The following is a 19,264-nucleotide window of genomic DNA, read 5'->3' on the forward strand; positions in this document are numbered from 1 at the left end:
GCCGCCCGAAGGGCGGGGCCGGCGGGGCCTGGTGCGAGCGTGCGTGCCAGGCCCCGCCGGCCAGACGGGACTTTGACGACAAGACCTAGGGCACAGCGGTACGGGCCTACGCGCCCGGCGGCGGCAGTACGGAGAGCCAGTCCCCCGCGGCGAAGGCGTCCGCGCCCACCAGGGTGGTGCCGGTGCCCGGGGCGGCGATGGTGAGCACGCCCTCGGTACGGCCTGCCGCGAAGCGGGGTGCGCCGACCGTGATCACCGCGGCCCGTTTCCCGGTGGTGCGCCGGAACTCCGCGAGCCAGTGCAGTTGCAGCGCGGCCTCCTTGCGGTCCACGGTGCCCGGCGCATACCGCTGTACGAGGGCCAGTGCGCCGGTGCCCGGCTCCCCGGCGGCAGCCGCCAGGGCCGCCCGCAGGGCCGCGATCCGCTCCAGGCCGCCCCCGCCCAGGGTGCGCCGGGCGGTGTCGAGCGGCAGGAACCGTACTCCGCGGTGGACGAAGGCCCGCCGCTCCGCGCCCGTCAGCACGAGGTCGGCTCCGGAGTGCGCACCGGCCTGTGCGGTACGGGCCGGCCGGACGGCGAACCGCCAGGGGCGGGCCCGGACGCCCGCCGCGTCGGCGACGACCGGGTCGGGCGGGGCGGCGGGTGCGTGGACGGTCGCGATGTCCGGGGTCCGGGCCCGGAGCGTGTCCAGCAGCAGTCGGCCGGGGCGCGGCCCGGCTGCCGCCGAGAGCCGGGTGACGGTGAACGGGCGCTCCGCCATCGCCGGCAGCGGGAGCTCGATCTCCCGCCAGCCGGACCAGTCCACGACCGGCCCGCGCAGGGTGACGGCCGCGCCCTCCCCGTCGGCCAGTTCCACGGCGGGCCGGGCTCCGGAACCGTCGCCGCGCACCTGGAGCGTGAGCGACCGGGCCGGCTCCGGTACGGGCAGCGGCCGGGGCGCGGTGGCGGACGCGGCGGCGCCGTTCGCGGCGGGCACGTCGAGGGAGAGCCCCCGGCCCCGGTGCCCCGCGGCGGGGGCCGCGCCCGGGCCGGTCCAGCGGGCGGCGTCCTCCAGCGCGGCGACGGGCCGGTCCGACAGGCCCACGCCGAGCGGCAGTTCGGCGGTGAAGGCCCCGGACCCGGCCGGGCGGACGGTGGCGCGCAGCCGTCCGGTGGCGCGCGGGACGAGGGCGGTGACGGTGAATCCGCCCCGGTCGTCGGGGGCGACGCGCCACTGGGACGCGTCGTGGACCAAGGTCACGTCGCGGGGCTCGACGGTGGCGGCCGCGCCCTGGGCGTCGTACCCGGTCACGGTGAATCCGGCGCTCTCCCCCTGCCCGGCGAGCCCGATCCCGGCCGGGCCGAAGCGGATTCCGCGCAGTGGGCCGAGCACGTCGAGGCGGAGCGTGCCGTGGGCCGCGCCGAGCCGGGCGTGCACGGTCGCCCGCCCTTGGCGCGGGGCGCGGAACACTCCCGCGGAGTCGATGGCGCCGCCGTCGGCGGACCAGGCCGGGGCGGCCCCGCCGCCCGGTGGGCCGGCCTGGCCGACCGGGCCGAGTGCCGCGTCGTACCCGGTGGCGGTGAGCGTGCGGGTCAGCCCGGGGAAGGCACGGGTGGCGCCGCCGAGGGCTTCGATCCGGTAGCCGGAGGCCAGGCCGGAGCCGGCCGGGACGGTCAGCGCGAGGCCGTTGGGGACCCGGCGCTGCTGTCCGTCCGACGGGGAGTTCTCCACGGCGAGGGCCGTCGCCCCGGCCGCGGCGGCGAGCAGGGTCGAGGAGCCGCCGCCGTCGAGGTTGAGGGCGTCGTGGGCGCCGAGCCGGTGCATCATCCGGCCCAGCCCGGTCAGGGTGAGGCCGCCGCTGTCGCGCTGGCGGCCGTCCACGGTGACGAGCCGCATCCACCGCCCGTCGCGGGAGAAGCCGACCGCGGTGCGCGGGGCCGCGGCGTTGTTCGGTTCGCCGTCGTGGTTCTGCGGGACTCCGGCCACGACGAGGGCCTCGCGGCCGCCGAGCGCGGTGACCGGCACCGGACCGCCCTCCGTGACGGCTCGCGCCGTCACGGCCACGGCGTCCCCGGGGCGGAGGGCCGCGAGCTCGGGCGCCGCCGTCCCGCTCGCGACCAGCAGGGTGGTGCCGGGCTCGGGGCGCTCCCGGCGCGCGGGGCGGCGTACCGCAGGCCGGACGGCGGTGACCACGCCGTCGCGCAGTTCCACGGCCGCGCCGCCGGCCGTGTCCGGGAGTTCGGTCCCGGGCCAGTCGGACGTGTACGCGGCAAAGCCGTCGGCGGGCGGCCGGGCGGTGTTGTACCCGACCAGCGGGCCGCCCCCGGCGCCGCCGGGCAGGGTGACGCTCCCGGCGAGGCCGATGCGGAGCACGCGGCCGGGGCCGTCGGCGCCGAAGCCGACGGCCTGGCCCGCCCCCGGTGCCGGGGCGTGCAGCAGCCGGCCCGCGCTCAGGCCGGGGCCGAGGGGCGCGCCCGTACCCCTGATGTCGAAGAAGTCCCCGTTCACGGCGGCGACCACGCGTCGGCCGGGCCCGGCGGTGTGGCGGGCCGCGGACTCGCCGACGGTGGCGGCGCCGCGGCCGCCGAGGTAGTCGGCCCGCGGCCCGTCCGGGGCGAGCGGGGCGAGAGGGGCAACACGTGTGGCTGGTGCGGCTGGTGTACCTGCTGTGGCTGAGCCTCCGAGTTCGACGACGAGTTCGTCGACCCGCAGCCAGCGGTCGGCTTCCAGCCGGTCGTACGACTCCAGCCGGATGCCCGGGGCGACCTGGCGGGTGGTGCGGGCGGTCTCGATGCCGTCGCGGCCGCGGCCGCCGCCGGCATCGGCATCGGCGGGCGCGGCGAGGGCCACGGTGAGCAGCACCGGCAGGAGGGCGGGGAGGGGGGCCGAGGGCAGCCTGCGGAGTGTCTGCACGCAGGCAGGATCGACCAGCCGGACGGGGCGCGGCGGTGCGAACCGCCCGGGTCGGCGCGTGTCCAGCCATTCGCCCCAATGCTTCGCGAACGCTTGAGCCGGCGGGCGGGAGTTGACACGTGTTCACCGGTACGGATCGGCAGCGCGGATCGGCGCCCGGATCGCCGCCGCGGCCGCGCGCGGGCTCACGTGCCCTCGCGTCCCGGGACGGCGAACTCGCACCACACGCACTTCCCGCCGCCCCGGGGTTCCACGCCCCAGGCGTCCGCGAGCCGGTCCACCAGCATCAGGCCGCGCCCCGACACCGCCCAGTCGTCCGCCTCGCGCCGGCGCGGGAGTGCGCTGCTGGTGTCCTCCACCTCGATCCGGATCCGGCCCTCCGAGGTCAGCCGCATGCTGACGTGCCCCACGCCATCGGTGTGGACCAGGGCGTTGGTCATCAGCTCGTCCGCCGCGAGCTCGATCTCGTCCGCCTGGTCCCAGGCGCCCCAGGCCGCCACCGCGGCCCGGATCAGGTGGCGGGCCATCGCCGGAGCGTCCGGGTCGCCGGGCAGCAGGCGCTGGCGCAGCGGGCCTCCGCCGCGCGGCGTGGGGGTGCCGCGGCGGCGCAGCAGGAGCAGGGCCATGTCGTCCCCGCCGCCCGCGTCGCCGACCAGGTCGCACAGGACGTCGGCGAGTTCCTCGACGTCGACGGGGCCGTCGCGGACCGCGTCCATGAGCTCCCGCATGCCGATCTCGTCACCGCCTTCGCTGCGGCCCTCGGCGTCGGTCCCGGCCACGACGCCAGCGTCGGCTCCGACGCCTGCTCCGGCTCCGGCTCCGGCGCCCGGCCGTTCGGTGAGGCCGTCCGTGCAGAGCAGCAGGGTGTCGCCCGGGTGCAGCTCGACGCTGGTGACCGGGTAGCCGTTGCCGGTGCCGTGCGGGTCGCGGGGCGGGAGCCCGAGCGGCAGCCCGCCCGCCACCTGGAGCCGGTGGCAGCTGCCGTCGCCCCGGCGCACCACGGGGTCGAGGTGCCCGGCGCGGACCAGCTGAGCCATGCCGGTGGTGAGGTCGATGTCGGCGTACGTACAGGTGGCGAACCGTTCCGTCTCCAGTTCCCGCAGGAAGGCGGAGGCTCGTGCCATCGCCGTCCCCGGCGTGTGCCCCTCGGTGATGTACGCGCGAAGCACGATGCGCAGCTGGCCCATGACGGCGGCGGCGTCCGTATCGTGCCCCTCCACATCGCCGATCATCACCCCGACCCGGCCCCCGCCGAGCGGGATCACGTCGTACCAGTCGCCGCCTATGTCCCGCCCCACGCGGGCGGCCCGGTACCGCACGGCGATCAGCGCGCCCGCCACCTCCGGGATCCGGCGCGGCAGCATGGCCCGCTGGAGTCCCTCGGCGAGGTCGTGCTCCTGCTCGAAGAGGATGGCCCGTTGGAGGCTCTGTGCGATGCCGCTGCCGAGCGCGACGAGCAGGTTGCGCTCCTCGGCGGTGAAATCCCCGTCCCGCGGGTACAGCAGCCCGAGCGCGCCGATCGTACGGCCCTGGGCGATCAGCGGCAGGTACACGCCGCTGCGCACGGACAACGGCTCGATGTACGGCCACAGTTGCGGGTAGCGCTGCTGGAACTCCTCGCGGGAGGCGAGGAAGACCGGCTGCATGCTCCGTACGGCTTCGCTCATCGGCAGCTGCGCGTCGATCCGGGTGTACTCGATCTCCGGTACGTACGCGCCCAGTTGCCCCTCCGCGACCAGGTGGATCCGGCCTCCGTCCACGATGCCGAGCATGACGCTGACCGCGCCGAGGTGACCGAGGGCCTCGGGGTCCTTGAGGATGTCGGTGACGTCGTTGACGGTCCGGGCGTGCGCGAGGATGGCGGTGGTCCGCTCGACCACTCCGGTCATCCGGCGCCGGCCCTCGGCCTGCTCCCCGCCCGCACCGGGCTCGCCCGGGTCGTGGGCGGCGTCGCGCAGGATCCCGATGACGCGGTACGGGCGACCGTGCGGGTCCCGCAGGATGCGGCCCTGGATGTGCGTCCAGCCCGGGGACCCGTCCCGGAGGCGGCTGCGGAAGTACGCCCCGTAGTGGCTGCGGCCGTCCTTGAGCGCCTGCGCGACCTTGGCGTCGAGCCGGGCCTGCTCGCCAGGCGCGACCCGTGCCCCCAGCCCGGCGGGGGTACCGCTGAACTCTTCCGGGCGCAGGTCCAGGACCTCGAGGGCGGTGGAGTCCAGGAACATCCGCCCGCTGTCGAGGTCCCAGTCGAAGGTGCCCATGCGGTTGAGCGCGAGGCTCGTGTCCGGCTGGGCGGGCCAGTCGACCCGGGGGCTCTCTCCCCTCTCGGCCATGCAGCCAGGGTCTCACTCCCAAGCCCCCTCCGCCTGCCCCACCCGCCCGGCGCCGCGCCCACCTCGCCGCCCCGACCCACACCCGCACCGCGCTGCCCGTGCGTCCTGAGCCCAGCCTGGCCCCCTACGGGGCGGGCCTGCCCCCGTGGGACCCGTTCCCGGGGTGGTCGGGGTGCCCCGGTCAGCATCAGGACCCCCGGTCCGGCGCACCTCGGCGAGGTGCGCCGGAGGCCCTGCCCAGGCGGGACGAGGCGACGTCCAGGTCCCGGCAGGGGCCGGGCTCGGCGGGGCGGCCGCCACGAGGCCGCAAGGGGGTGGTCCCGAGCAGCCCGCCCGGGTCTCGGGCGCGGGGCAGGAACACGGGCTCGGGCTCGGCCCGGACTCGCAGGAGCGTCGCGACCGGCGCGGACCCCGTACGGGCAAGGTAGGCACGGAGCGCCGGGGTTGCAGGGGTGCCGCAGGGCGGGCCGGGGGCAGCGACGCCGGGCCAGCGAGGCGGGAGCGGGGCGCAGGGGTGCCGCACGGCAGGCAGCGACGCCGGGCCAGCGGGGCAGGCCCGGGGCGCGAGGGCGCCGCAAGGCGGGCAGGGCAAGGACGCCCGACCACGGAGGCAGGCGCGGGGTACGGGGGTGCCGCGCTGAGAGCGGGGTGCGGGTCCGGAGCCGCCGTGCGGGCGCAGTGCCGCGGTGCCGGGTGGAAGCGGACGGCGCACGGGGACCCGGGGGCAACCACCGCTGCCAGCAGGCCGACGCACCGGGGCTCGGCGTTCGCGCCTGCCGGGGCTTGCCCGCACAGGCCAACGCCGAGAGCGGGGTGCGGGTCCGGAGCCGCCGTGCGGGCACAGGGCCGCGGTGCCGGGTGGAAGCGGACGGCGCACGGGGACCCGGGGGCAACCACCGCTGCCAGCAGGCCGACGCACCGGGGCTCGGCGTTCGCGCGCTGCCGGGGCATGCCCGGCGCAGGCCGAGGCCCGGCCTCCGCTGCCAGCAGGCCGCCGCCCGGGCTCCGCCGGAGGCCGCGGGGAGGCGCGGCGGGCGCCACCGCGGCGGAACCGGAAAGGGACTAAAGTCCCGGCCTGTCGGGACCTTTCCCGAATGGGCGACTTGTACGCTTCCGTGAAGATCGTTTCTATCTTGATCATCTTTATCGGCGTCAGTCACCCCTTCGCAGAGGGGCATTGGCGCCCACGGCAGTGTGGGGTGTGGCTTGTCGCAAGCGCCGAATTCGACGACCGGAGGCCCGGCGGAGGGAGCCGAGGAGGACAGGGAAGGCGGGCAGGGCCCCGCGCGAATACCGGGCTCCTCCGGCGCGGGCGTGGTCGTACGGCCCTACCGGGACCCCCTCGTCCTCGAACCCCTCTTCCGGGACGACGAGCCCCCCGGCCCCGTCCCTGACACCCCTGCCGACACCATCCGGCACCGGCGGTTCCACGGAGCGATACCCCGGCCGGGCGCCAAGGGCCCGGCCCCGGCGCCGACGACACCCCGCACCCTCCCCGCCGTGCTCGACCCCGCGCTCACCGAGCGCCCCGCACGGGCGTGCTCCGGCTGGTGGGCCCTGCTCGCCGCCGCGGCGGCCGCGGCCGGGGCCGGGGCGCTCCTGCGGCACGCGGACCTGCGCCCCTCCCCCGTACCCGCCGAGGCCTGGCCCCTGGCCCTCCTCTTCTGCTGCGCGGCCATCGCGCTCACCGCCCTCGGCGGCCTGCGCCGCGGCCGCACCGGCCACGCCTGGGCGCTCACCCTCTTCGGCCGCTACCGCGGCACGATCCGCCGTACCGGACTCGTCTGGTCCAGCCCGCTGCCACGGCACGCGCGGGTCGACGTACGGCTGCGGCACTGGCGCAGCGAGCCGCTCGCCGTCGTGGACGCCGAGGGCACCGCACTACGGGCCGTCGTCCTCGTCGTCTGGCGGGTCAAGGACACCGCCCGGGCGACGCTGGCGGTCGACGACCACACCGAGTACCTGCGCGGGCAGGTGGAATCCGCGACCGCGCGGGTGCTCTCCCGGATGCCCGCCGACTCCTTCGACCCCGGACCGGCCGACCCGGGAACCCTGCGCGACGCCGAGGCCGTCGGCGAGGAACTGACCCGGCTGCTCGCCGCGGAGTGCCGGGCCGTCGGCGTCGAGGTCTTCTCCGCCCGGCCGCTGCACGTCGAGTACGCCCCCGAGGTCGCTGCCGCGATGCAGCGCCGCCGGATCGCCTCCATCGACGCCCGGCACCGGGACTCCGTCCTCAGCTCCGTCATCGACGCGGTCGACGACACCGTCCACCGGATGTCGGACCGCGGGCTCGTGAGCCTGGACGACTACGAACGGAAGGCCCTGGTCAAGGACTTGACCGTGGCCTTCTACACGGCGCGCGGCCCTGCCGTCGACGCCCACTGAGGATCCCCCCGCAGGAAAGGAACCCGCATGCGTACGCCCGAATTCACCGAGAACATACCCGACAGCTGTACCTGCGCCGGCTGCGCCGCAGGCGCGGCGGCCCCCACCGCAGGGGCCTCGCGCCGCCGCTGCACCGTGCGCGGCGCCGTCGTCGCGGCGGTGGGCGCGACCGTACTGATGGGCACCGGCGCGGGCGCCGCGTCGGCCGAGCCGGCGCCGTCCCACGCGGGCTGGGACGGGTCGAAGTACTGGTACAAGGACCAGACCGGCTGGTGGCGCTGGACCTCCCACTACGACAAGTACCTCGCCAAGTCCGGCCAGTCGGGCCAGTCCGGCAAGAAGTCCGCCACTCCCACGGCCCCGTCCACGTCCTCCCCCCGGACCTCGGAGCCGACCTTCCGCGGCCGCGCCGGCTGGGACTCGACGGACCGCGTGTACTGGTACAAGGACGCCACCGGCTGGTGGCGCTGGACCAGCCACCAGGACAAGTACGAGCGCAACGCGGGCCGTACGGGAGGCTCGGGCGGCGGCTCCAGCTCCTCCGGCGGCGGCTCCGGCTCCTCGGGCACGGGCTCCGGCACTCCCCTGCGCCAGGGCACCGAGGGCGCCATCTCCTTCGCCAAGAGCCACCTCGGCGACCCGTACGTCTGGGGCGGCAACGGCCCCCACGGCTGGGACTGTTCGGGCCTGGTCCAAGCCGCGTACCGCTCCGCCGGCATCTCCCTCCCCCGGGTCGCCGACGACCAGTACCGGGCCACCACCCCGATCAACCGCTCGGAACTGCGCCGCGGTGACCTGGTCTTCTGGTCCTCGAACGGCCGCGCCTCCGGAATCCACCACGTGGCCGTCTACCTCGGTGACGGCCAGTACCTGGAGGCCCCGCGCCCCGGCAAGAACGTGCGCGTCTCGTCCTTCTCCTACTACAGCCCGAACATGTACGGCCGGGTCCGCTAGTACGCGACCGCAACCTCCCCGCTACTGGGTGCCGTTGCCCTCACCGTTGCCGTCGCCGTTGCCGTCGCCGGGCCGAACCGTCGGCGGGGGCGGAGGCGGCGCCGGCTCAGACGGCGGAGGAGGAGGCGGGGGCGGCGGAGGAGGCGGCGAGGGCGGAGGCGGCGGGGGCGGCGCCGGCTCAGACGGCGGAGGGGGCGGAGGCGGCGGCTCCGGCTTCGCCGACGTGGGGCTCGGCGGGGCCGGAGGCTTCGGCTCCGCCGAGGTCCGCAGCGCCGGCGGCGACGAGGGCTCCGGGGCGACGGACTCCGGCGAGGCGGCCGACGACGAGGGAGACGACGGGGACGACGGAACCCCCACCCGCGGCGACCGGGAGTCGGACACCGACGCCGACGGCGACTCGGAAGAGAGTATCGACGGCGAATCCGACGGGACCAGCGACGCGGACCCCGACGGGGATTCGGAAGGGGAATCCGACGGCGAGGTCACCGACTCCGACGGGGATTCGGACGAGGACCCCGACGGGGACTCCGACGAGGACTCCGACGGCGAAGTCACCGACTCCGACGAGGACTCCGACGGGGAGGTCGCCGACCCCGACGGGGAGGTCACCGACTCCGACGGCGTCACCGGGCTCTTGGTGACCGGCGGCGTGATCGGCGTGAACGGAGGTGTGATCGGCGGCGTCGGCGGGATCACCGGTGGCGGCACCGGCTTGTCGCGCTTGCCGTGGTGGTGCTCGCCGCGGTCGCGCTCGTACCAGTGGCGTTCCTTGTGGTCGTAGATCACGAACTTGTTCACGACGGTCACCGACGGCGCGATGACCACGACCTTCGTCGGCTGGTACGAGTTCCAGGTCTGCCCGAACCGCTTCGGGTTGGCCTTCAGCGCCACCGGCGACCCGAGCGGGTTCCCGCAGGCGCACCGCACCCGCGGCACACCTCGGTCGTCGACCAGCACGGCCGTGCCGGCCTGGAGCACGGCCTGGTAGCTGGTGGCCTTGCCGTCCCGGAAGCCGTGATTGGTGACCCGGGTGTCCATGAGCAGTTGCATCGGCGTGAGGGAGCGCAGGTAGGCGGGCACGGAAGCCGGCTGGATGCCGAGTGCCGAGGCGAAGGCGGCGTTCTTGGCCGGCTCCGCGGTGAGCGCCTTGATCTGTTTCTCGACGTCACAGCTGGCGAGGTCCTTGGTACCGCCGTACAGGCCGGGCGAGGATCCGCTGACGCTCCGCGTGACGGTGGTCCCGGTGGTACGGGCCCCCTCGGGCAGCGGTCTCGTGGCGCTGGCGGACGGCTGTGGGCTCTCCGGCGGCGGCGTGGCCTCCTTGGCCGCGGTCGACACGGTGAAGGGGTCCGGACCCGAAGCCGCCGCGGGCTGCAGGAACACCTCGGCGCCCGCGGACGTGGAGGTGCCGGTCGGCCGGGTCAGCACCACGACCAGGACCACGGCGGCGGCCACCGCGACCAGCATGGTGGCGAGCTTGGGCACCGAATGCCACCAGGGCTCCTTGGGCGGCGGACCCGGCGGCGTGCCACCAGGACCCCCAGGGCCGTCAGGGCCCTCAGGCCCCCCGGGACCCTCAGGCCCCCCACCACCCGCACTGCCCGCGCCGCCGTCGCCGCCGGCCCCGGGAGGGGCGGTCGGCGGCGATGAGGGCGGGCCCTGCTGCCCGCCGGAGAGCGGGCCGGACGGCGGGCCGGCGGGGCGCTCGGACGATGACGACGGCGGCGGCTGCTGGCCGGAGGGTTGCGTGGTCACGGGCTCTTCTTCCCAGACGGAGGAGTTCCGGTGCCAAGTGGAGGTTCCGCTGCTGTTGCAGGGAAAACTCCTGATTTATTCACTCTTGCCGACCATTGTGTGCGCCGTTCAGGTGGTGCCCGCAAGCGGAGGGTGCCTACGGTTGCAGGGTGAGCCGTACGCCCAGTACGTCCGGCAGTACCCCCGCCGGGACATCCGGATCCCCCGCGAGAGCATGGCGCGACGCCCTCGTCGCGGTGGTCGCGGGCTTCGTGGTGATGACCGTCGTCGCGGCCGCCGGGCTGACCCTGGCGGGCGCGGGCGACCTGCCGGGCGGCGCCTTCCCCCACGTGCTGGCCGCCGTCGTCGTGATGGCGGCCGGCGGCTCGGTGGACGTGTCGGGCGGGGCCGGCTTCCTGGCGGGGGCCGACGCGAGCCTGTCCGTACTCCCGCTCTCCGTGAGCCTCGCGGGCGCGCTCACCGCCGGCTGGTGCTTCCTGCGGCCCCTGCACAACCGGGCCGTGGCCGGGCCGCGCGAACTGCTGGCCCGCGCCGCCCCGTTGGTGCTGCTGTGGCTGCTGGTGCTGACGGGTTTCGCGCTCCTGGCCCGGCAGACCTTCGCCGTCTCCACGGGCGACTCCCCCGTCGGCGAGATCGGCGCCGAGCTCGGCGAACTCCTCGACTCCTCCCCGACGGTGGGGTTCAAGGCCGCGCTGCCCGCCACGCTCTTCTTCGGACTGCTGTGGATCCTCGGCCTGTTGCTGGCCGCCCTGCTGATCTCGCGCCGGGCACCGCTCCCGGCCGGGCTGATCCGCTTCCACTCGGCGGTGCGACCGGCCGCGTTCGCCGTGGTCGCGCTGCTCCTCGCGTACGTCGTCCTCGGTGTCGTGGCCGGCGTGGTGGTGGCGGCGACCCAGGGGCACGCCGCCCGCACCCTGGCCGTGGTCCTGCTCGGCCTGCCGAACCTCGCCTGGCTCGCCCTCACCCTGGGCCTCGGCGGGGCCTGGGAGGGCAAGGTCGAGGGGCCGTTCGGGCTGCCGATGCCCCAGCTGCTGGACCAGGTGCTGCGCGGGTCCGACCTGTCGACGGTGGACGTGGCCTCCCTCGCAGGGCACGACTCCCGGGCCTGGTGGCTCGTGGCGGTCGCGGCGGTCCTGCTGCTCGGCGCGGGTGTCCTGGCGGCCGTCCGCTCCCCGGCGGACCTCCGCCCCTGGCAGCACGCGCTCCACCTGGCCGTGGCGTTGGCCCTGGCGACCCTGACGGTATGCCTGCTGGCCTCCGTGCAGGCCAGGATCGGGCTGTCGCTGCTGGGGATCGGCGACGTCGACGGCCTCGGCGGCAAGGTGGAACTCCGCCCCGTCCTGTGGCGAACGGTGGGCCTCGCCTTCCTCTGGGGCGCGGTGGCGGGCTTCCTCGGCGCCTTCATCGCCCGCCCCCTGCGCCACCGCGGGCGCGTAGACCCCCCACCAGCCCCGTAGACCGTCCCCGTCGGGATGGCCCGGATGCCCCGGACGACCCGAACGGCCTACGCGCCGCGATAGAGGTCTCGGGCGCGCGCGCAGTCGGCGGGCCGGTCCTCGTGAAGGTCCAGGAAGTGCGCCAGCTGCCATGCCTGCGCGGCCGCGGCCTGCCGGTTGGTGGTGGTCGCCCAGGGCGGATAGACGCGGAAGGCCCGCTTCCCTCCGGAGCCGCCTGCCGCCACCACACCGTGTCGCACGAGCGCGTCCTTCGGGAAGACGAACTGGCCGAAGCCGGAACCGCCGTTGTCGCGGGTGCTGACGACGAAGAGGTCGACGGGGTCGGTCGCGTCGAAGGGCTGGATGGGCCCACCCGGGGACCGCTTCCACACGGTGACGAACTGGCCGACCTTGGTGGGGGTCGTCCTGGCCGCGCGGAACCGGACGGCGAGTCCGTCGACGGTGAAGGCGTGCGCGGCGTACTCGGCGCTCTCCTTCTCCGGGACCGGTTGTGAACAGGCCATCCCGCAGGGGTCGTACACGCGCGCCTTCGCCGCGAGGAGGTCCCCGTGGACCGGTACGGCATCCGACCACGGGGTGGGTCCGGCGCCGCGCAGGCCGGTCGGGGGCTCGGGTTCCATCACCATTCGTCAGCCCTTCAGCCCTTCAGCCCTTCAGCCCTTCAGCCGCTCCCGCAGTTCCTCGATGTCGCCGAGGAACCAGGTCTGCCGCCCCCGGTTGCATTCGCGGACGAAGTCGCGCAGCGCCGAACTGCTCTCCGTATGCCCGGAGATGTCACCGAGGACAACGACTCCGAGGCGGTAGTTGGCGAACTTCTGGACGATGTCGCCGGCGACCCGGCTGCGCAGCCGGAAGAACGCTTCGTCGAGCCGCTCCACGGGGATCACGACCCAATCGGCCCCCTGGTAGCCGGCGTCTCCGATCAGGTCCAGGACGTCGCCCTCGCCGCGGATGGCCTCGCCCTCGGCGGCGCACAGGAGGACGGGCACGTCACTGATCGTCTGCAGAGTGCTCATGAAGATCGAGACTAACTGAGCCATACGGGTGAACGCGTGGAAATCGGTTCATCGGGGGATCGTTTCTGCATGTCACGCTCGCCTCCGTGAACACGATCAAAGGCCTGTTTCGGCCGCTTCATGCCGCTGGCCTGCTTGCAGTCTCCGCGTTGGCCCTGACCCTCTCCACCGCCCTGCCCACCCAGGCGACGAGCACCGGCGCCCGCTACCTGGCCGGCCCCACGGGCCGGGCGGCCCCCGGCGCCGAGGCGGTGGCCGTCAGCCAGGTGTTCTGCCCGCGCGGCACGACCGTACAGTCCGGCGGCTACTCCACCGCCCGCCGGGACCGCGACGCCCGGGGCGGGTACCGACACACCGTCCTGGCCAGCCACCCCGTCTTCGACGCGGACGGCCGCACGGGCTGGTACGTCTCCGCCTCCCACACCGAGGTCACGGCCCACGTGCTCTGCCGCCCCTCCGACACCGGCGACTGACGCTCACCCGCGCCCCCGGAACACCGGCATCGCCCACCTCGGCGGCGGAGGCGGCGGCCCCGGGCCCTCCCCCGGGTCCAGCCCCAGGGCGGTCGCAGCCGCCCCGCCGGCCACGCGGGTCAAAGGATGGCCGGTCCCGCTACTCGCCCCGCCCGCTTCCGCGACCGGCCCCGCCCCCTCCCGCCGCAGTGCGTCGGTGAACTCCAGGCAGCTCGCCCACCGGTCCTCCGGCGCCTTGGCCAGCGCCTTCGCCAGCACCGCGTCCACCCCGGCGGGCAGTCCGGCCCGGCGCGAACTCACCGGCGGCGGCGGATCGTACTGGTGGGCCCAGAGCAGCGCCATGTCGTCGTCCCGCTGGAACGGCGGCCCGCCCGCGAGGGTCTCGTACACGACGCACCCCAGGCTGTAGACGTCGCACCGGCCGTCCACCGGCTTCCCGGAGATCTGCTCCGGGGCCACGTAGTCCAGCGTCCCCACGAACTGCCCGACGCTCGTGAACCCGGTCAGCGACAGGGACTTCTTCGTCAGCCCGAAGTCCGTCAGGTACACGTGCTCGGGGTGCTCGCTGTCCGTGCCCTCCGCGACCAGGATGTTGCCGGGCTTCACGTCGCGGTGCACCAGGTCGTGCCCGTGCGCCGCGTCCAGGGCCGAGGCCACCTGCCCGGCGATCCGCGCCGCCGTCGCCACCGGCAGCGGCCCGGTGCGGTCGAGCATGGCCCGCAGGTCCTGCCCGGCCACGTACCGCATCGCGATGTACAGCAGCCCGTCCGTCTCCCCCGCTTCGAAGACCGGCACGATGTGCGGGTGGTCGATGGCCGCCGCCACCTTCGACTCGTGCGCGAACCGCTGCCGGAAGGTGTCGTTGCGCGCGAGTTCGGGCGCCAGGAGCTTCAGCGCCACCGTCCGGTCCAGCCGTACGTCGTGCGCCCGGTAGACGACCGCCATTCCGCCGCGCCCGATCTCGCTCTCCACCACGTACCCGGCGATCTGGCGCCCCCGCAGGTCGGAGGCGCGGCCGCCGAGCGGCTCCGCGGCCATCACCGCTCCCCGGCCCCGGCCCCGGGCAGGTCCGCGATCCGCGTCGGCTCGTGCGCCCCACCGGCACCGGCACCGGCATCGGTACCGGCATCACCGCCACTGACATCGGCACCGGGATCGGCGACGGCCCCGGTGTCGGCTTCTTGTACGTCGGCCCCGCCCGCGGGGTCGGTGTCCTGCGGCGGGGCCTCCGCCTCGGCCCGGGCACCCGGTCCGGCGACGACCGCGTAGGTCGTCAGACGGGCCCCGTCGGCGTACATCCACCGTCCCGCCGTTTCGTCGTAGAGCCACACGGACTCCCCGTCGACCACGACCCCGGCGCGCAGTCCCCGGGTGCCGCGCCGGAAGGCCCCGGCGTCCACCCCGCCCGAGGCGTACTCCCGCACGGCCCGCCGGTACCGCTCCAGCGCCTCCGCGGTGTGGGCGAGCAGCGGCTGCGGGTCCTCCGTGCGCGCGAGGGGCCGCCCGCCGGTCGGCGGGGGCTGCGGCACGGCCACCAGCAGGCGGCCGTCCACCCACGCGGACCAGCCGTTGGAGCACAGGACCTCCCCCCACTCCCCGCGCCGGGACAACAGGCGCACGGGCAGGAAGGCGTCCAGGGAGGCGGTCGGCCGGGACACGTCGGGCGCCTCCCAGGCGGGCAGCCCTTCCTGTGGCACGACATGGGTGGGGCGGAACTCCTCGGCGGGCCCCGCCGCGCTGGTCATCGGCCCTACTTCCGCATGATCGCGGGCTCGTGCCGCCGCAGCAGCCGCGCGACCAGCACGCCGAACAGCACGGCCAGGGCCACCAGCATGCCCAGGTTCAGCAGCCACACCCCGGTGGTGTGGGCGAAGAGCGGGTCGTCGGTGAGCTTGCCGGGCACGATCGCGCCGAGGCCGATGGTGCCGGCCATCGCGCCGAGCGCCCACCGCGACGGCACGAACCAGGCCAGCTGCTCGATCACCGGCACCCCGTCGAGCTGGAGCAGCGCTCCGCAGAACACCACTTGGACGATGGCGAGGAGGACCAGCAGCGGCATGGTGACCTCCTCCTTGCGCACCAGGGCGGAGACGAGCAGGCCGAGCATCATCGCCGTGAACGACAACAGGGCGACGGCCAGGGTGATTTCGATCAGGGGTGGCAGCAGGACGCCCTTGCCGTCGGGTGCGTTGTGTTTCACTCCGAACAGCCCGACGAGGGTCAGCACCACCGCCTGGGCCACGGTGACGGCGCCGAGGACCACCACCTTGGACATCAGGTAGGCGGATCTGGACAGCCCGACGGCGCGTTCGCGCTGGTAGATGGTGCGTTCCTTGACCAGCTCGCGCACCGCGTTGGCGGCGCCCGTCAGCACGCCGCCCACGCACAGGATGAGCAGGGCGTTGATCGCCGTCTCCTGGGTGAGGGTGGTGCCGGCCAGGGCGCGGGCCATGGCTCCCATGACGAACGGGAGCGCGATCATGATGGCCAGGAAGGTGCGGTCGGCGCTGAGTGCGGCCGCGTACCGCCGGATCAGGGTGGAGAGCTGGGAGCCCCAGCTCTGGGCCTTCGGGGGCGCGGCGACGAAGCCCGCCGCCCGGTCCTCCCCGTCGAGGCGGGGTTGGCGGGGGGCGCCCGTCACGTAGCGGCGGTGCTGGGCGGAAGCGGCGTACTCGGCGGCCCAGTCGCGCCCCTGCTGGTTCTCGAAGGCCTCGAAGGCCTCGGGCCACTGCTCGAAGCCGAAGTAGCCGAGGGTCTCCTCGGGCGGGCCGAAGTAGGCGATGCGGCCGCCCGGGGCGAGGACCAGGAGCCGGTCGCAGACGTCCAGGCTGAGCACGCTGTGGGTGACGACGATGACGGTGCGGCCGTCGTCGGCGAGGCCGCGCAGCATGTGCATCACGGAGCGGTCCATGCCGGGGTCGAGCCCGGAGGTGGGTTCGTCGAGGAAGAGCAGCGAGGGCTTGGTGAGGAGTTCCAGTGCGACGGAGACGCGCTTGCGCTGGCCGCCCGAGAGGCTGTGGATGGGCTGTTCGGCGCGTTGCTGGAGGCCGAGTTCGCCGATGACCTCGTCCACCCGGGCCTGACGTTCGGCCTTGGCGGTGTCCTGCGGGAAGCGCAGTTCGGCGGCGTAGGTGAGGGCGCGGCGGACGGTGAGCTGTGCGTGCAGGATGTCGTCCTGCGGTACGAGTCCGATCCGGCTGCGCAGTTCGGCGTAGTCCCGGTAGAGGTCGCGGCCGTCGTAGAGGACGGTGCCGTGGTCGGCGGGGCGCAGGCCGGTCAGGGCGCCGAGCAGGGTGGACTTGCCGGCGCCGCTGGGGCCGACGACGGCGAGCAGGCATTTGGCGCCGACGGGGAAGGAGACGCCTTCGAGGAGGGTCTTGCGGCCGTGGTCGACGGCGACGGCGAGGTTCTGGACGTCGAGCGAGACCTCGCCCGTGTCCACGTATTCCTGGAGCTGGTCCCCGACGAGGCAGAAGGCGCTGTGTCCGATGCCGACGATGTCGCCCTCGGCGAGGCGGGCGGCGCGCTCGACGGGTGCGCCGTTGAGGTAGGTGCCGTTGTGGCTGCCGAGGTCGACGATCTCGTACGTGCCGTCGGCGAGGGAGTGCAGTTCGGCGTGCCGGCGGGAGACGACGAGGTCGTCGATGACGAGGTCGTTGTCGGGGGCGCGGCCGATCCGCACGACGGTACGGGCGGCCAGTGGCCGGACGGCGGTCGGCCGGGCGAAGGTGCCGGTGAGCGCCGGGCTGGACACCGAGGAGGGACGGGCCGTGGCCCGGGCGGGCGGCGGGGCCGGGGGCGGGGGGCCGACCAGCAGGGCTCGCGGGCCGTCGGCCGCGCTGCCGAAGCGCAGTTCGCTGCCGGCGCCGACGGCCCATTCGTGGACGCGGTGGCCGTCGGCCCAGGTGCCGTTGGTGCTGTTCTCGTCCTCCAGCGTCCAGTGGTCGCCGTCGGGGCGCAGGATCGCGTGGTGCCAGGAGACGCGTGCGTCCTCCAGGCAGATCTCGCAGAGGGGGTCCCGGCCGACGTGGTACGTCCGGCCCGGGGTCATCGCGGTGGATCCCCTGTCGGTTTCCAGAACGAGCTCGGGCGCGGTCGCGCCGGGTCGCTGGGCCATGGTCAGATTTTCCCACGGTCCGGCCGTCCTGGCAGTCGCCCGGCATAACCGCAGGTCAGGCCGGTGTTATAGGTAATGACAACGGTCCCCGTTGCAGCCTTTGCCCATCTCCGTCAGGTGCGCTTCACTTCACGCGACAGACCCGAACAGCGACCGGTCCGAAATCAAACGGGGGACGCCATGAGTGCGCACGACCACGCGCCGCACGAGCACGACGACCCGGCACACGACCACGGCGTGAACGACCACGGCGTGAACGGCCGCGGCGGTGCCGTCGGCCACGGCGGTCACGGCCACGACCACGGTCCCGGCGGGCACAGCCACGGTGTCGCGGCCGACGCCGACCGCCGCTGGCTGGCCATGGCGCTGGGCCTGATCGCGGCCTTCATGGCGATCGAGGTAGTCATCGGTGTGGTGGCGCACTCCCTGGCCCTGATCTCGGACGCCGCGCACATGCTGACCGACGCCGTCTCGATCGTCCTGGCGCTGATCGCGATGCGGCTCGCCGCCCGACCGGCGCGCGGCGGCTTCACCTACGGCCTCAAGCGCGCCGAGATACTCTCCGCCCAGGCCAACGGCCTGACGCTGCTCCTGCTGGCGGTCTGGCTGGCGTACGAGGCGGTGCGCAGGCTGCTCGACCCGCCGCCGGTGGAGGGCGGTCTGGTGCTGGTCACGGCGCTGGCGGGGATCGCCGTCAACGTGGTCGCGGCCTGGTTCATCTCGAAGGCGAACCGGACCTCGCTCGCCGTCGAGGGCGCCTACCAGCACATCCTCAACGACCTGTTCGCCTTCATCGGCACCGCCGTGGCCGGTCTGATCGTGCTGACCACCGGTTTCCGGCAGGCCGACTCGATCGCCTCCCTCGTGGTGGTCGTGCTGATGGTGAAGGCGGGCTACGGACTGGTCCGGGAGTCCGGCCGGATCTTCCTGGAGGCCGCCCCGGCCCACATGGACCCCGACGCCGTGGGCGACCGGCTCGCCGGACACCCGCCGGTCACCGAGGTCCACGACCTGCACATCTGGACCATCACCTCCGGGCAGGCGGCGCTCTCCGCCCACGTGCTGGTGGCGCCCGAGGGCGACTGCCACGCCGTCCGCCGCGACCTGGAGGCGTTGTTGGCCAAGGAGTACGGGATCACGCACACCACCCTCCAGGTGGACCACGCCCAGGATTCCCTGCTCACGGTGGGCCGCGCGGGCGAGTTCGGCGGCCCGGATCCGTCGGCCGATCCGCACTGCGCGGACGCGCACGGACCGGTGCACCGGCGGAGCCCGCACGACCACTGATGCGGCGGCGCACGCGGTACCGGGCCCGCGCGAGGCGCTGAGCCGGGCGACCGGGGTGCTGAGCCGGTCCACGCTGGGCATACATCACCGCATGACGCCGAAGCGCAGCGCCGGGCTGCTCCTGTTCCGCGAGGCCGACCACGGGGCCGCCGGCGGTGGTCCGGATGACGTCGAGGTCCTGCTCGGCCACATGGGCGGCCCGTTCTGGGAGCGGCGCGATGCGGGCGCGTGGTCGATCCCGAAGGGCGAGTACGGCCCGGAGGAGACCCCGCGCGATGCCGCGCGCCGGGAGTTCACCGAGGAGATCGGGCTGCCTCCGCCGCAGGGCCCGTACCTGCCCCTGGGCGAGGTGCGGGTGCCGGGCGGGAAGCTGGTGACGATCTGGGCGGTACGCGCCGACCTGGATCCGGCGCTGATGGTGCCCGGGACGTTCAGCATGGAGTGGCCCGCCGGTTCGGGCCGGACGCAGGAGTTCCCGGAGCTGGACCGGGTGGCCTGGTTCGCCCCCGAGGTGGCCAGAAACAAACTGGTGGTGTCCCAAATCCCTTTTCTGGAGCGGCTGTTGGGGCTCGTGAAGGGTTGACCCACCCTTTACTT

At 74.8% G+C, this 19,264-nt stretch carries 13 protein-coding genes and 1 pseudogene; 6 read left to right on the top strand and 8 right to left on the bottom strand.

The annotated features are described in order from the left end of the window. Window positions 1-106: 106 nt before the first annotated feature. Entirely contained in the window at window positions 107-2,893 is a 2,787-nt protein-coding gene (locus tag ACZ7GJ_RS29295) for a phosphodiester glycosidase family protein (protein ID WP_470755915.1), read from the bottom strand. A gap of 185 nt (window positions 2,894-3,078) precedes the next feature. Further along, window positions 3,079-5,223 (bottom strand): SpoIIE family protein phosphatase, encoded by a 2,145-nt coding sequence (locus ACZ7GJ_RS29300; RefSeq protein ID WP_470755916.1) that lies wholly within the window; start codon window positions 5,221-5,223, stop codon window positions 3,079-3,081. Between the two features lie 1,206 nt (window positions 5,224-6,429). On the opposite strand from ACZ7GJ_RS29300, the gene ACZ7GJ_RS29305 reads away from it, so the two are divergent. Both ACZ7GJ_RS29305 and ACZ7GJ_RS29310 read left to right on the top strand, forming a co-directional pair. Then, window positions 6,430-7,608, top strand: coding sequence for an SPFH domain-containing protein (locus ACZ7GJ_RS29305; RefSeq protein WP_470755917.1), 1,179 nt, complete (start codon window positions 6,430-6,432; stop codon window positions 7,606-7,608). 27 nt (window positions 7,609-7,635) lie between these two features. Continuing rightward, entirely contained in the window at window positions 7,636-8,562 is a 927-nt protein-coding gene (locus tag ACZ7GJ_RS29310) for a C40 family peptidase (RefSeq protein ID WP_470755918.1), read from the top strand. 399 nt (window positions 8,563-8,961) lie between these two features. Here ACZ7GJ_RS29310 and ACZ7GJ_RS29315 read toward each other — a convergent pair. Beyond that, window positions 8,962-10,317: pseudogene (locus tag ACZ7GJ_RS29315) on the bottom strand (DUF6777 domain-containing protein); the annotation flags it as partial. A 149-nt stretch (window positions 10,318-10,466) separates the two neighbouring features. On the opposite strand from ACZ7GJ_RS29315, the gene ACZ7GJ_RS29320 reads away from it, so the two are divergent. Then, window positions 10,467-11,774: a streptophobe family protein gene (locus ACZ7GJ_RS29320; protein WP_470755919.1), complete on the top strand. Its 1,308-nt coding sequence runs from the start codon at window positions 10,467-10,469 to the stop codon at window positions 11,772-11,774. 47 nt (window positions 11,775-11,821) lie between these two features. On the opposite strand, the gene ACZ7GJ_RS29325 is transcribed toward ACZ7GJ_RS29320, so the two are convergent. Then, window positions 11,822-12,400 (bottom strand): MepB family protein, encoded by a 579-nt coding sequence (locus ACZ7GJ_RS29325; RefSeq protein WP_470755920.1) that lies wholly within the window; start codon window positions 12,398-12,400, stop codon window positions 11,822-11,824. A 27-nt stretch (window positions 12,401-12,427) separates the two neighbouring features. Continuing rightward, complete coding sequence (locus ACZ7GJ_RS29330) at window positions 12,428-12,790, bottom strand: DUF4180 domain-containing protein (protein ID WP_470755921.1); 363 nt, start codon at window positions 12,788-12,790, stop codon at window positions 12,428-12,430. Window positions 12,791-12,939: 149 nt separating this feature from the next. Between ACZ7GJ_RS29330 and ACZ7GJ_RS29335 the strand changes: the two genes are divergently transcribed. Further along, complete coding sequence (locus ACZ7GJ_RS29335) at window positions 12,940-13,263, top strand: hypothetical protein (RefSeq protein WP_470755922.1); 324 nt, start codon at window positions 12,940-12,942, stop codon at window positions 13,261-13,263. A 3-nt stretch (window positions 13,264-13,266) separates the two neighbouring features. On the opposite strand, the gene ACZ7GJ_RS29340 is transcribed toward ACZ7GJ_RS29335, so the two are convergent. From ACZ7GJ_RS29340 to ACZ7GJ_RS29350, 3 genes are read right to left on the bottom strand one after another with little or no spacing between them, the layout of a single operon-like run. Then, window positions 13,267-14,301: a serine/threonine-protein kinase gene (locus ACZ7GJ_RS29340; RefSeq protein ID WP_470755923.1), complete on the bottom strand. Its 1,035-nt coding sequence runs from the start codon at window positions 14,299-14,301 to the stop codon at window positions 13,267-13,269. After that, window positions 14,301-15,008, bottom strand: a complete 708-nt coding sequence (locus tag ACZ7GJ_RS29345) for a hypothetical protein (RefSeq protein WP_470755924.1) — start codon at window positions 15,006-15,008, stop codon at window positions 14,301-14,303. Before ACZ7GJ_RS29345 ends, ACZ7GJ_RS29340 begins: the two co-directional genes overlap by 1 nt. A gap of 5 nt (window positions 15,009-15,013) precedes the next feature. Beyond that, window positions 15,014-17,380, bottom strand: coding sequence for an ABC transporter ATP-binding protein/permease (locus ACZ7GJ_RS29350; protein ID WP_470755925.1), 2,367 nt, complete (start codon window positions 17,378-17,380; stop codon window positions 15,014-15,016). Between the two features lie 180 nt (window positions 17,381-17,560). Between ACZ7GJ_RS29350 and ACZ7GJ_RS29355 the strand changes: the two genes are divergently transcribed. Together ACZ7GJ_RS29355 and ACZ7GJ_RS29360 are read left to right on the top strand one after the other, a co-directional pair. Further along, window positions 17,561-18,667 carry a cation diffusion facilitator family transporter gene (locus tag ACZ7GJ_RS29355; RefSeq protein ID WP_470755926.1) on the top strand — a complete coding sequence of 369 codons (1,107 nt, stop codon included), beginning with the start codon at window positions 17,561-17,563 and terminating at the stop codon, window positions 18,665-18,667. A 91-nt stretch (window positions 18,668-18,758) separates the two neighbouring features. Continuing rightward, on the top strand, window positions 18,759-19,250 hold the full coding sequence (locus tag ACZ7GJ_RS29360; protein ID WP_470755927.1) for an NUDIX hydrolase: 492 nt from the start codon (window positions 18,759-18,761) through the stop codon (window positions 19,248-19,250). Window positions 19,251-19,264 lie beyond the last annotated feature (14 nt).

This window comes from Streptomyces sp. NPDC037242 (assembly GCF_055604165.1).